At 40.4% G+C, this 12,522-nt stretch carries 12 protein-coding genes; 9 read left to right on the plus strand and 3 right to left on the minus strand.

The window, feature by feature from the left end; all coding sequences use genetic code 11:
• Positions 1–97 precede the first annotated feature (97 nt).
• Positions 98–1,384, plus strand: a complete 1,287-nt coding sequence (locus gpAD87_RS09665; RefSeq protein ID WP_064637832.1) for an SGNH/GDSL hydrolase family protein — start codon at positions 98–100, stop codon at positions 1,382–1,384.
• 52 nt (positions 1,385–1,436) lie between these two features.
• Complete coding sequence (locus tag gpAD87_RS09670; RefSeq protein ID WP_331710876.1) at positions 1,437–2,210, plus strand: alpha/beta hydrolase; 774 nt, start codon at positions 1,437–1,439, stop codon at positions 2,208–2,210.
• A 259-nt stretch (positions 2,211–2,469) separates the two neighbouring features.
• Here gpAD87_RS09670 and gpAD87_RS09675 read toward each other — a convergent pair whose 3' ends face one another.
• On the minus strand, positions 2,470–3,741 hold the full coding sequence (locus gpAD87_RS09675; protein ID WP_442950713.1) for a glucuronoxylanase: 1,272 nt from the start codon (positions 3,739–3,741) through the stop codon (positions 2,470–2,472).
• Between the two features lie 795 nt (positions 3,742–4,536).
• Between gpAD87_RS09675 and gpAD87_RS09685 the strand changes: the two genes are divergently transcribed.
• The 4 genes from gpAD87_RS09685 (at position 4,537) to gpAD87_RS32140 (ending at position 7,189) form a co-directional block, all read left to right on the plus strand.
• Complete coding sequence (locus gpAD87_RS09685) at positions 4,537–5,910, plus strand: XRE family transcriptional regulator (protein ID WP_231952495.1); 1,374 nt, start codon at positions 4,537–4,539, stop codon at positions 5,908–5,910.
• Positions 5,907–6,050, plus strand: a complete 144-nt coding sequence (locus gpAD87_RS31785; RefSeq protein WP_157258438.1) for a hypothetical protein — start codon at positions 5,907–5,909, stop codon at positions 6,048–6,050. Before gpAD87_RS09685 ends, gpAD87_RS31785 begins: the two co-directional genes overlap by 4 nt.
• A gap of 134 nt (positions 6,051–6,184) precedes the next feature.
• Positions 6,185–6,385 (plus strand): aspartyl-phosphate phosphatase Spo0E family protein, encoded by a 201-nt coding sequence (locus gpAD87_RS09690; RefSeq protein ID WP_064637835.1) that lies wholly within the window; start codon positions 6,185–6,187, stop codon positions 6,383–6,385.
• Positions 6,386–6,988: 603 nt separating this feature from the next.
• On the plus strand, positions 6,989–7,189 hold the full coding sequence (locus gpAD87_RS32140) for a hypothetical protein (protein ID WP_064637837.1): 201 nt from the start codon (positions 6,989–6,991) through the stop codon (positions 7,187–7,189).
• 265 nt (positions 7,190–7,454) lie between these two features.
• Here gpAD87_RS32140 and gpAD87_RS09700 read toward each other — a convergent pair whose 3' ends face one another.
• Positions 7,455–9,212 carry a CocE/NonD family hydrolase gene (locus gpAD87_RS09700; protein ID WP_064637839.1) on the minus strand — a complete coding sequence of 586 codons (1,758 nt, stop codon included), beginning with the start codon at positions 9,210–9,212 and terminating at the stop codon, positions 7,455–7,457.
• A gap of 530 nt (positions 9,213–9,742) precedes the next feature.
• On the opposite strand from gpAD87_RS09700, the gene gpAD87_RS09705 reads away from it, so the two are divergent.
• Both gpAD87_RS09705 and gpAD87_RS31440 read left to right on the plus strand, forming a co-directional pair.
• Positions 9,743–10,360 carry a TetR/AcrR family transcriptional regulator gene (locus tag gpAD87_RS09705; protein ID WP_063567489.1) on the plus strand — a complete coding sequence of 206 codons (618 nt, stop codon included), beginning with the start codon at positions 9,743–9,745 and terminating at the stop codon, positions 10,358–10,360.
• Positions 10,361–10,934: 574 nt separating this feature from the next.
• Positions 10,935–11,063 (plus strand): sporulation protein YjcZ, encoded by a 129-nt coding sequence (locus tag gpAD87_RS31440; RefSeq protein ID WP_082935059.1) that lies wholly within the window; start codon positions 10,935–10,937, stop codon positions 11,061–11,063.
• Positions 11,064–11,375: 312 nt separating this feature from the next.
• Here the strand turns inward: gpAD87_RS31440 and gpAD87_RS09710 are convergent, their stop codons facing one another.
• Positions 11,376–11,726: a winged helix-turn-helix transcriptional regulator gene (locus tag gpAD87_RS09710; RefSeq protein WP_063567488.1), complete on the minus strand. Its 351-nt coding sequence runs from the start codon at positions 11,724–11,726 to the stop codon at positions 11,376–11,378.
• A 128-nt stretch (positions 11,727–11,854) separates the two neighbouring features.
• On the opposite strand from gpAD87_RS09710, the gene gpAD87_RS09715 reads away from it, so the two are divergent.
• Positions 11,855–12,514 carry an ABC transporter permease gene (locus gpAD87_RS09715; protein ID WP_064637840.1) on the plus strand — a complete coding sequence of 220 codons (660 nt, stop codon included), beginning with the start codon at positions 11,855–11,857 and terminating at the stop codon, positions 12,512–12,514.
• The last annotated feature ends 8 nt before the right edge of the window (positions 12,515–12,522 follow it).

Below are 12,522 nucleotides of genomic sequence, written 5' to 3' on the forward strand. Positions count from 1 at the left end.
GGCTTTTGGAGTATACCTGAAGTTTATTAGCGTGCTTCATAATATGCTTCAGTAACCCAATTAAACCCTTTGTTGATGGAAAGGATGATGGATGTCCATGCTCAACAATTCAGCGGATTCGGCAAATGAAAAGGAAGGTCCGACGGCACCGTGTGACCCTGTTGGGGTTGCTGAAGCTGGGAATGAGCCGCCGGTTAATCCCGAGTCACAGGCTTATCGTGATATGATCGGTAAATCTCTATTGAACAAAGGAAACAACACTAGATTGAAGGCTGCTATTGAAAAAGCAAAACGCGGCGAGCCGGTCACCATCGCTTACATTGGCGGCTCGATTACCCACGGCGCAGGCGCCGTTCCTCTTCATCTGAATTGTTACGCCTATCGCTCGCATGAAATTTTCAAGCATATGTTCGCTCCATCGGATGACAGTCCGATTCGTCTGATCAAGGCAGGCGTAGGCGGCACGCCCTCACAGCTGGGCATTGTCCGCTATGATCGGGATGTGCTGCGGGACGGGACAGTCCAGCCTGATATTGTCATTGTGGAGTTTGCCGTCAATGATGCAGACGATGAGACCCAAGGCATTTGTTACGAGAGCCTGGTGCTCAAGGCACTTGGCGCTAACAACAAACCAGCCGTCATTCTGCTGTTCAGTGTGTTTGAGAATGACTGGAATCTCCAGGATCGCCTGACTCCTGTTGGCTGGCATTATGATCTGCCTATGGTGAGTGTAAAAGATGCTGTGGTGGAGCAATTCCAGTGGACGAAGGAACAGGGCAATGTCATTACCAAAAAGCAGTTTTTCCATGACATCTACCATCCGACCAATGCCGGACATCATATTATGGCCGACTGTCTGGGCTGGTTGTTCGACGTAACGGATCGATCCGCCCCGGACGAGGAAGATAACGCGAATGAAAAGCCACCGCTGCTCGGAAATGCCTTTGTTGACACGAAGCTGCTTGACCGTCTGAATGGCGACAGGATCGCCCGGATTGAGGCGGGTGGGTTTCGGGAGACGGATACCGATCTGCAACTGACAGAGATGGATGATCATGCACACGGTACACCGCTATTTCCTAATAACTGGATGCATACGGGGCAGAACGTAGCGGGTAAAGACAGTTTTAAGCTGATCCTCCGGAGCAAGCGCCTTATTCTGGTGTTCAAGGATTCCGGAAGGGCGGATTTTGGAACCGCGAATATTAGAGTGGACGGAACACTGATGAAGACAGCCGATCCGCATCAAGTGAACTGGACACACTGCCATGCCGTAATCCTGTACGATGAAAAGCATTCCAGAGAGCACACGTTGGAGATTGAGATGGCTGAAGGCCACGAGGGCAAACGATTTACGATTCTGGGATTTGGTTATGTTGATTAGTCACAACATCCTGTTTAGCAGCAACGAAAGAAGCATGTTGGAAGGGGAGAATATGATGATAACTACAGCACCAGAAGGGTATGACCAGTACAGGGAAAACATACTACACGGCAACATGGAAATGGTGGAATATTTCTCGGCAACCGTTGGGAACTCGCGCAAAACAATGGTGTATACTCCACCCGGATATTCCATTGAGTATACGTATAACGTCCTCTACCTTTTGCATGGGATCGGTGGAGACGAAGCCGAGTGGCATAATCATGCCAATCCACAAGTGATTCTCGATAATCTGTACGACGATAAAAAGCTTGAGCCGATGATTGTCGTATTTCCTAATGGCCGAGCAATGCCAAACGACAGGGCTGAGGGAGATCTGTTTGATCCTGAGAAAATAAAAGCATTCGAGACGTTTGAATCCGATTTACTTCACGATTTAATTCCTTTTATTGAATCGAATTACCATGTTCGGACGAAAAGGGAGAACCGGGCAATTGCAGGTTTGTCCATGGGCGGAGGCCAGTCTTTAAATATCGGATTGAACAATCTGAACCATTTTGCCTGGATCGGTGCGTTCTCCGCAGCTCCAAACACCAAAGCCTCGGAGCTGCTCCTCCCGAATCCATCAGAAGCATCATCGCTTCTCCGTTTGCTCTGGTTGTCCTGCGGTGACCAAGATAACCTCAAGCAAATCAGCGAACAGTTGCACGGTTATTTGACACAACACGAAGTACCTCATATTTGGTATGAGGAAAGCGGTGGACATGATTGGCCTGTATGGAAGAACGATCTGTATCAATATTCCAAATTAATTTTTCAATATTAAAAGGAGTGGAAGGAAAAGCCTATAACGAGTTCATGTTCAAGAAATAGACAAGAACAAAAAGACAAGAGCACTCCTATTGTGTTTTAGACAGGGGAGCGCTTTTGTCTTTTATTCTGGTTTTGACCATTCATATGAAGACAACTCCCAATGAATATCATTGGAAGTTGTCTCAAGGGTTTTGCGTTTATTTGCGGTACGATTTTAATATGAGGACATCAACATTTATGCAAGGAAAAGTGTGGGGCGATTGGACATGTTACTATTTTAATGGAGCTGTGAATGTGGTAACACTCTGGGCAGGAAGTTGAGCAGTAAAGGAATTGCCAGTGACGTTTATCGAAGAGCCGGTTGCCAGATTTCTAGTGCTGTCCGTAATCCAGGAAGATACGGTTGAGGCATTCCCGTTCTGCAATACAAATTTTTGGTTTACGGCGGAAGTACCTCGGTTGATTGCTACGATAACCACCTTGTTGTCTCCTTTGTAAGCAGAGATAAACGTCTGGGTATCCGGATTTTTCGTCGCTTCAACTCTTACAAAGCCTGGTCGAACAAACTTGGAAAAATGGGCCATGTTATATCCCCGTTTGCTTATGGTGCCATCCTCTTTCATGGGACCGTACTGTCTACGAATATACCACCATACATACGCCTGGAAATCTGCCTCTACCATCGCATTATGGATGTGATAGGAGACATCCAGCGCCTCTGGCCAATTATCTGCTGAGTTTGCGTTACTATTAGGGTAATATACCTCTGACATCCAAAGTTCCTTTCCTGCACCTTTTTGTTTAAAAAGTGGGTAAGGGAAATTGTTAAATTGTGTACCATACGTATGTGCACCCAAAATGTCCATGTTTGCTAAAGCTTGAGGATCATTCAGTATGGGATCTGACATTTCTTTTAGGTAGGAGAAGGATTCTGGCGCCATTACTTTCGCTCCTGTAATGGAGCCCGCATAATCTTTCATGAATCGAAGCATTTCTTGAGGCGTCCACCACGTCCAATCATGCGCATAATCCGGTTCATTTTGTACGGAGATTGCATAGAGATTAACACCGTTGGATTTCATGTAAGAAACAAAGTCATTAAGATGCTGTGAATACGCAGCATATTTATCGTATTTAAGTCGCTTGGCCGTGGTGTCCCCATTACGATTGAATGTCTCCACCATATCACTTGGAGGATTCCATGGTGACGCAAAGACGATTGCCCCTTGTTCAATCGCTCGTTTTGCGGTAGGCAATTCTTTATACCAATTGTTTTTATTATCATCAATATAAACACGCAAAATTGAAAAACCCAGCTGATTTTGTCCATTACCAAATGCTGTATCTCTTTGCGATGGTGTCAAATCTCCTATCCAGGCCGGATGATTGATTCCCCCAAATCCCTTGATAAGCTGCTTTTGAGAGGACAAGTTTACAGTAACATCGCTGGCAGCCGAAGCCTGAATTGGAGTTAATATCAGCGGCAGGGCAGTCAGGAGGGCCAAAAGAATACTAATTGACTTCTTCAATTTGAATAACAACATGTACACTCTCCTCTAGAACTAAATTTTATCAACCTGAGTAAGCAAGCCTAGATCTTATTTTGGGCAAATAATTTTCTTGTATCACCCTCTTTCATACAAAAATATATAAATATATAGTATAATTTATATATTTTGTATTATTGTGTATTTAATTCTACGGGAATATATAAGGGATTTAAACCGGACAGATTCCAGTTTTTTGTGCATATAAGAGACTCACGGCCGTAGCATGAGTCTCTATCTGATAACTGATGAATTCATAATTTTGTTCATTTCACCAAAGAAGTTACGTCCATACGGTCGAGTCAATGGCAACTTATGTGATGCGAAGCGTAATCTGTACGACGATTTTTTAAGGATAAGGCCGGGGGCTATTTGGCTGAGCTGGTGTGTTCATCGTGAAGCTACAGCTAAATATATCCATTCTGGCTTGATGGCAGCGGAAGTACCAGGAGTTCGAGGGGATCTGGCAGCTTGTTATGGATTTTGTGCTACAGATACTTAGCTGGCTTACGGAAGATGATTCCATTAAGCAAACACAGGCTGAATGTTTTGCTAAAGCTAAAAAAAAGGAAAGCACTTGGGGCGGCCAAATGTCTGCCTCGTAAAAATTTGGTGGACGTTGAGCCTCATGCTCTGAACATGCTGGAAATGTTCCTGTCTCGAACGGGGAGAGTCAATAGAAAATTAAAAATTGAATTCGATCTATTGACCGATGGTTAACTTTTACATTATATTTCTAAATAAGCGTTTATATTGAAAATATTGGGTTTTTAATTTGGGAGGAGGTATATTTTGGAACTTTCAATTAAGACGATCCGATCAGAAATGTATAATTACATAAAAGATAATCAAATAGTCATTTCTCATTTTGCTGAGAGAGCAGGTATTAATCCAGGCTCTTTGAGTAAAATTATGAACGGGGTTATTCCGGTCCCTGTCCGGACCCTCGATCAAATTACTGAAGCTATGAAATTAGAACCTGGAGCATTATATGAAATATATATATATGAATTTTTTAATGAGAGTTCACCGGATTGGAGAAGGTGTAAACCTTTAATTAATAGATGTGCTGAACTGAATAAACTTGATTGTCTTGATCAGTTGGTTAGTATAGTGATGGACAATCTAAATTATTTACCTATGCTATTTGACGTGGCTGAAATTCTGAATAACAAGAACTATAGTGAAGCTGCTTTAATTATATATAAAAAGGTTGCAGAAAGTGAACGCTTCCAACATGCCGAGCGTTTGGCTACTTGCCAATACAGGATATTTAAAAATTCTTTAACTGATAATCAAGAGATCAATTTGGAATGCGCAACACTGTTTGAACCCTTTATTAAAAGGTTGGGCGAGGCAGAACAATTGGATGCATTAAAGGACCTTATAAATCTCCTCATGTCTTTGCATAGGTGGGATAAATCAAAATACTTAGCAGAAGAAATGGGTCGTATAGCAGAAAACCTTTATCAACAAAAACATAAAAGAACTCATAAAAATCCAAAATTAACTAAAACTGAAAAGCCTCTATTTGGTTACATTCTTTACTCTAATCTAATTCTAGGTACGATTTCCGAAGAAAAGAATGATTTTGAGAATGCCATAAATTATGTGACTCGCTATGAGGTTCACGATTGGATTGTAGAGACAGATGAATCCGCTGAGGCTACTAAATATCAATTTGCAGAGTGGGCGAAAGCTAATAGATACTTGTATAGGCTTATTTCTGGAGAAGTGAGTATACTTAAAGAGTATGTTGAATATATCTCTTCAAATGAAAATGAAATACTACGAGCTCTATTCAAAATTGTGAAAGCAGCTGAAATGTATAAACTTAATATAGACAGTATTCTTGAGCGTTTTGAACAGGTGATATTGAATCAAATTAAGGGAAATGGTCAAGTGGGAACGTACACGGCTGAGATTATAGACGATGGTTTAGCAAATTTTTTAGCTGATGTGGGTTCTTACTATACTAAAAAAGGTGCATATAGGATTGGAATTAATTACGTCCTAGAGAGTTTGGCAATATCAGCTAAAATTAACAATACCGCATGCATGGTGAGGTGTATATGCATGTTTGAGAAGTTTCGTTATTTTATTGATGAGACTTCGTTAAAAAGATATACGACAATCATGACGATTTACGAGGAGGGTTTAACATGAAAAAAAAGTTGTCCTTAGTTATGCTGATTTTGAGTTTAGTAATTACTTTAGTACCATTAAGTGCGTTTGCTTCTGACGAAATACCACCTGTTCCAATACCGCTATATTCTCCAAGCAGTCATGGTTCTGGAGGTTGGTAGCTATTACAATTTATAAATGTCTTGGGGCACCCAATGGGTGCCTTTTTCTGTTTTAGTAAGAAATATGATGTTCATTTTTTTCTCTAACTTTTTACATAAAAAGATAATATATAACAGTATAGGAGTGTGATACTGTGAATGATCGTTATTTAACAAATATAAAACTAGAAGTTGAAAGAGAAAAGTTACATAATCTCATCAAACACCACGGCTTAGCACATCCATTAGTGATCAAACAGTCTCAATTTCTTGATCAGATCATCAATGAGTACAATAATAAATCTAAAAAATGTAAGCATCCTCAGGTGAATGATGGTTTAAAGAGTCCAAAATGATACCCATATGAAGCAAGACAGGCAGAACAGAAACTAAGGTAAAAGTAACTCAAGTATACAATGATTCTACAAAACAGGAGATCAATTCAGAGCTTAGAATGAATTATGAAGATTACACACCAATGCAAGAAGGTAAAGAGTATATATTATTTCAGTGTGGAATGAAAAACTTGGCCGATATTGGGTTAATGCTCTGGAACAAGGTAAGCATGAGGCATCCGGAACGGATCTAGCAGAAAAAACCATGTAAGCTACGAATGACCAATACAATGAACTGAAGAAAGTTTATTAGAAAAATATACACAATGACTATATCGGGTTAACCAAAAGTAGTGCCTAGATTTCAGGCACTACTTTTATTGTTAGATTGAATAATCTGAACCATTTCGCATGAGTCGGTGCGTTCTCCGCAGCTCCAAACACCAAAGCTCGGAGCTGCTCCTCCCGAATCCATTAGATGCGTCATCGTTTCTCCTCTTGCTCTGGTTGTCATGCGGTGACCAAGTAACCTCAAGCAAATCAGCGAACAGCTGCACGGTTATTTGGAGCACACGAAGTACCTCATATTTGGTATGAGGAAAGCAGTGGACATGATTGGCCTGTATGGAAGAACGATCTGTACCAATATTCCAAATTAATTTTTCAATATTAAAAGGAGTGGAAGGAACAGCCTATAACGAGCTCATGTTAGGACCAAACAATGAAACCAGAAAAGAGGCTGTGCTTCCTGAGAAAACCACCGCTTCTGAATTCATTCATGTAATTAGCGCTTTCCCTTTTTTCTTAACACTACTATACAAGTAAATCTTCATAGTTTACTTGAAAATTCATCCAAGTGCTGTTTCAAAAAACAGACAAGAACCAAAAGACAGGATACGAAAAGGCAAATCGCGGCTCTAAAAGGGCTCCCCTTAAATAGCTTTCAACTGATGAAGGGAAAGGAAGCAAGAAGCATTACGAGGTTAAAAGTTGATCTTCCACAGCACTTACACAAAACAAGCCGGAATTCCTTAGCGTACGGAATTTCCAGCTTGTTTGATTTAGCGTACGTTTTTCGGACGACTAGAAATTATTTTCTAAAAGGGAGCTGCAAATACGAATCATACTGTCCGCCGCAGTGAATAATATGCTTACCATGATTTACCGGTGGTGCGGCAGGTGTACCCGGCATTATGCCACCGACTTCATCCTTGGCGCTTACAATAAAGCGAAGTTGCTCTCCCGGATAAAGGAGCATTCCAATTGGGAACATCTCAATTTCAATCTCTACAATCTCACCCTTGTGGAGTTTTTCTTCACGATCAAAAGTATAAGCAGGTACTTCATTTGTACTCTTTTCTTCATCAAGGTGTCTCATTGATACACGAAGACGACCATTGCTTCCTTTATATCTTAAAACACTTCCGCCGCGGTCTGTTAGATCATGCATCCTTGCAGTCATATTTGGAATTACAAACTGCTGAAGGTGATTTCCGAATTTATCAAGCTTATAGAGATATACAAGTATATCCATATCATCGCTTCCATCAACTTCAACATAAAGTTTTGCTTTAGGATAACCGACAAGTTCTGTCTTTTCCTCTGCTTTATAGAGGAAGGATGCCTGTGCAGGAGATGCCTCACTGTCATAAATTGTAGGTATATCTGTTTGGGCAAGTGTTTCTGAAAGAGTACGAGTAACTCCGTTAAGATACATCTTCTTGTAAACCGTTCCTTCTGGTGGGAACGTTTCAGCTTCTATACCTTCGTAATGACCGCCTTCAAAATCATGAAGCGCATACCGCACCACAGGTGTTTTCTTCCAGCCATTATCTATTCCCTTAAGGAAATGGTCGAAGAATTTAAGGCGATCTTCCTGCTGTTCTTCCTTGTAGAAATCCGGCCATTCCTGATTGTCATGGATACGAAGCCATTTGTTTTCCTTTGGCATATTTCTCCAAGCACGAAATGTGCCTGGTGTGTGCAATGTATTGCTGTAACTTGCTACAACATAAGCAGGGCAAGTTATATTCTCGAATCTAGCAATTTTATCCTCCCATAAGTCACAGTTGGAAAATGGATATTTAAGTCCTTCATCATGTACATCTTCTCTCCTAACAGCTTCACCGGCATGTACATGGTTAACCTGCAGACGAGATGCAAAGTTTACATCAAGTATACCACCGCGACGAATGAGGTCACGATAGGCATCTCCCAAGCCTTCCTCCGGATTTATTGCTGCAAGGTGGGGCGGCTGCTCAGCAGCAATAAACCACTGTGAAAATGCAAGATACGAAGTACCGCTTGTAGCGACCTTTCCGTTACACCATTCCTGTTCTGCAAGCCATTCAATAAGATCATAGCAGTCACGAGCCTCTTGTGTACCAATCATAAATATATCGCCTTCAGAATGAGCAACTCCTCTCGGATCAGGATTGCAAACTGCATAACCATGATTGCACCAGTAAGCGGGGTCACTGCCTTCGAACTTATGAAGACCCGAAAGTTCTGAATCAGGTATACCAATCATACCAAAAAGATTTGTGTATCTTGGGGCTGTGCCGGCTGCCTTTCCATAAGGACTCCAAGAAATAATAACAGGAACCTTTTCTGCTCCAGAGGGGCGGAAAACATCAGTGTAGATGGTAACACCATCTCTAAGTTTTACCGGTACATCTTTTTCAAAAATCACATCACACGGCAGTGGCATAAAACGTTGATCTACTTGATAGCCTTTCTTTAGCACCGTTGTACCCGGGTTAAATTGGCTCAGTATACCGTGCTCTACTCCATCATCGATATATTCGAATGATGGGTTGAATAACATCATTTCTTTTACTTTATCCATAGTTGCTTCCTCCTTAAAATTGAATTGCATTCTTTGATTTAAAAATCTTCTCTCGTTAGTTGATATCGTCCCCGTGCATCAAAACGTTATTCGCATTTTAGAAAACCTCGTTTGGGGTACGGAAGAAATTTACCAGGCTTGTCCGGATGTAACAAAATAACATATATGATATTATCAACCTTCATTTTGAGGGGAACATCCATGTTGATGATTATCTCTTGATTTCCATAAGTGAAGTAGTCACGACTATTTTGCTCAAACCTTATACAGTGTCATGGGGATGTGTTGGTTTCAACTTTGCATGAAAACTCCGATTATTTATATCGAATTTTGCTTAGCTTTTATATTCGTTTTAATTTTGCCTGTATCCCCTCCCAGATGATAAGTTATAATAAACGAACAACCTGTTGTTTATTACACTTCGAATTATAAAATTGGAGAAGTCTATGTTCAATAATTAAAAATGCCAAATGTGTTGGTTACGGAACACCTTTAATGATTGTGTTGGATAAAATTAAGGAGGAATTTACTTGCGCAATATTAACCCTGATTTACGTGTCATTCGGACAAAAGAATCCATTCGACAAGCACTAGTTGAACTAATAAATGAAAAAGGTTTTAAAGCAATTACGGTTAAAGACATAACAACGAAGGCGAACATTAATAGAGGTACGTTTTATGCTCACTATCAAGACAAATTTGATTTAATGACTAAATGTGAGGAAGAAATTATGCTTGATATGTCCAGAATTACAAAACAAAACTATCCAAGTGTTATTGCCGCACTTGAAAGTGACTCTGAAAAGTTAATTCCATTTTCCTTAACCGTTTCAATATTTGAGTATTTAAATTTGAATGGTGGATTTATGAAAGCTGTGTTAGGTCCAAACGGGGATTTAACATTTCAAACAAGATTGAAACAATTTATGTGGGAAACACTCTATGGAAATAATCCAAACTCATTTGTAAAAGAAGAAAATCTTCTTGTTCCGGGACAATATTTAGCTGCTTATATGGGGACTGCAATAATAGGGGTAATTCAGCAATGGTTGGAAAGTGGTACGAAAGAAACTCCTCAAGAAATGGCTCGTATTCTAACGACCATATCAGTTAATGGTCCATTCTATGCAGCTGGTTTAAAAAAATAATTCAGTACAAAATCATTCATTGTAGAGAACGCCGAAAACAGCCTGTGTTTATAAATGACCGCTAAATTTCATTTCAAACCGTTGGCAAAAGCACGTCTACGATGATGGAGGAACGATCAACCGGCATTATTACGAAATGGCCGTTCTGACAGAGCTGCGCAATTACGTTCGTTCCCATTGTCGGGAGCCGTCAGTATAAAGATTTCGAGAAATAACTTGTGCCGAAAGAGGATTGGAAAGGTTATAGAAACTCTGATGGAACTTTTCTTGAGTTTGTAAGATAAGAAGATGTAATTGAGGGGAAATCTTGATAATTATTATTCACATCTTATTTTTATTAGCATATCTTAAAGTAACACCTTTTTTTCTTCATTGGTATTCCAAAACCTCGCTATGGCGGTGTTTTTGTTTGTCGAATTGAAAAAGGGTGATACTCTTGTTCTAACATAACTCGTGAATACGATAACAAGACGAGATTGAACTAAACTCTCTTGTAGAAACCTTTCATTTTAGCCGTGTCAAATTAAACATTTCTGAATAGCTTAATATATATCGAAAATGAGGGGGAAGAAATATGAGTGAAGTTGGATATGAGTATGGCAATGGAAGTATCGGAGGGTTTGGTGGAGGTTATAGTAGCACAGGTGCAATATTGGTACTCTTCATCCTGTTAGTCATCATTTCTAAAGCATTCTTAGTTTAATATAGTAAACTTTAAAAAATTTCCGCTACATTTCCTTGGCGGATTTTTACATAGAACCAAGTAAAGGCTAAAAACTAACCCGGATAATTGGAGAAATGAATTATAACGATTGCCGGAATGGGTAAGAACATGTTCCCATTACCGATTAGATATCTATCTAATCTTTTTTTCCTCAGCGGAGGTGCTTATAAAACCTGCTTTTTATACCTTTAGTTAGGAAGCATGAACACTTTTACAATTTCACAAAAGGACTCACCAAAAAACGAGCGCATCCTGAACATGGATTCGCTCATTTTTCTACTATCCGTAATCCTATTCGTCTGTATCGGTCGAAGTATCCTCATTGAGCTTTTTATAATCCATTCCCCATGTTTCCATCACACTAATGATGGGTCTCAGCGTATTACCTAAATCGCTCAAGCTGTATTCGACTCTGGGCGGTACCTCCGCATAGACGGTGCGAATGACGATACCGTCTCCTTCCATGGAACGCAAATTTTCGGTCAATACCTTTTGGCTAATTTCCGGAATACTTTTGCGAAGCTCACCGAACCGTTGGGTTCCTTTCAGAAGATCTCTCATGATAAGTAATTTCCATTTGTTACCAATCAAACCGACAGTTGTTGCTACAGGGCATTCAGGCAACTCTTTTTTGGTAAACATTTAAGCTAATCCTCCAATAGTTACTTTTTGGTTCCTATCTAATAAAAAGGTGCCTACTTTCAAAACGATTATAATGCTTATATTATAAAGCTGTCGAGGGAAAAGCAACTTGAATGAAAGGAGGGAACATGTTGCAAGAAAGCTTGGGAATGCAATTGGCAACCTATTTCTCAGACAATTGGAGTGCTTTCTTCGCTCTGGGGCGAGAGCATATAGAGGTCAGTTTACTGGCATTGCTTTGTTCTGCATGGATCGGAATTACACTGGGATATCTGACCATCACATACAAACGCTCGGAAAAGTGGATTGTATCGCTGATTCAGATTCTGCGGGTTGTGCCTAGCCTGGCAGTTTTACTCCTATTAATTCCGTTGATGGGCACTGGCATGAAGCCAGCATTGGTTGCTTTAATCTTATTGGGGGTACCTCCCATATTGATGAATACCATTTCCGGTTTGAATCATATTCCTCTATCTGTTCTTGAATCTGCTAAAGGGGCGGGGATGTCTGATCGTCAAATGATGTGGAAGATCAAGTTCCCTCTTGCTGCACCACTCATTCTGACAGGAATCAAAACAGCTGCCATTGAAATTATCGCCAGTGCCACCTTGGCTGCCAAGATCGGAGCTGGTGGATTCGGTGAGATCATTTTCACCGGTCTAGGACTCAATCGAATCGATTTGCTTCTAATTGGCGGGGGATCTGTGGCGATATTGGCCATCTTAATCGGAGTCTTGCTTGATATATCCGAACGAATTTTATTTCGATATCAATTTTTGCAAAGGTAGGAAAACGA

Source organism: Paenibacillus sp. AD87 (assembly GCF_001659845.1).
GTDB classification, from domain to species: domain Bacteria; phylum Bacillota; class Bacilli; order Paenibacillales; family Paenibacillaceae; genus Paenibacillus; species Paenibacillus marchantiae.

Coding starts and splice junctions, on each gene's coding strand:
- gpAD87_RS09665 (WP_064637832.1), top strand. CDS start 98: ATGCTCAACAATTCAGCGGATTCGGCAAATGAAAAGGAAGGTCCGACG.
- gpAD87_RS09670 (WP_331710876.1), top strand. CDS start 1,437: ATGATGATAACTACAGCACCAGAAGGGTATGACCAGTACAGGGAAAAC.
- gpAD87_RS09675 (WP_442950713.1), bottom strand. CDS start 3,741: ATGTTGTTATTCAAATTGAAGAAGTCAATTAGTATTCTTTTGGCCCTC.
- gpAD87_RS31785 (WP_157258438.1), top strand. CDS start 5,907: ATGAAAAAAAAGTTGTCCTTAGTTATGCTGATTTTGAGTTTAGTAATT.
- gpAD87_RS32140 (WP_064637837.1), top strand. CDS start 6,989: ATGGAAGAACGATCTGTACCAATATTCCAAATTAATTTTTCAATATTA.
- gpAD87_RS09700 (WP_064637839.1), bottom strand. CDS start 9,212: ATGGATAAAGTAAAAGAAATGATGTTATTCAACCCATCATTCGAATAT.
- gpAD87_RS31440 (WP_082935059.1), top strand. CDS start 10,935: ATGAGTGAAGTTGGATATGAGTATGGCAATGGAAGTATCGGAGGGTTT.
- gpAD87_RS09710 (WP_063567488.1), bottom strand. CDS start 11,726: ATGTTTACCAAAAAAGAGTTGCCTGAATGCCCTGTAGCAACAACTGTC.
- gpAD87_RS09715 (WP_064637840.1), top strand. CDS start 11,855: ATGTTGCAAGAAAGCTTGGGAATGCAATTGGCAACCTATTTCTCAGAC.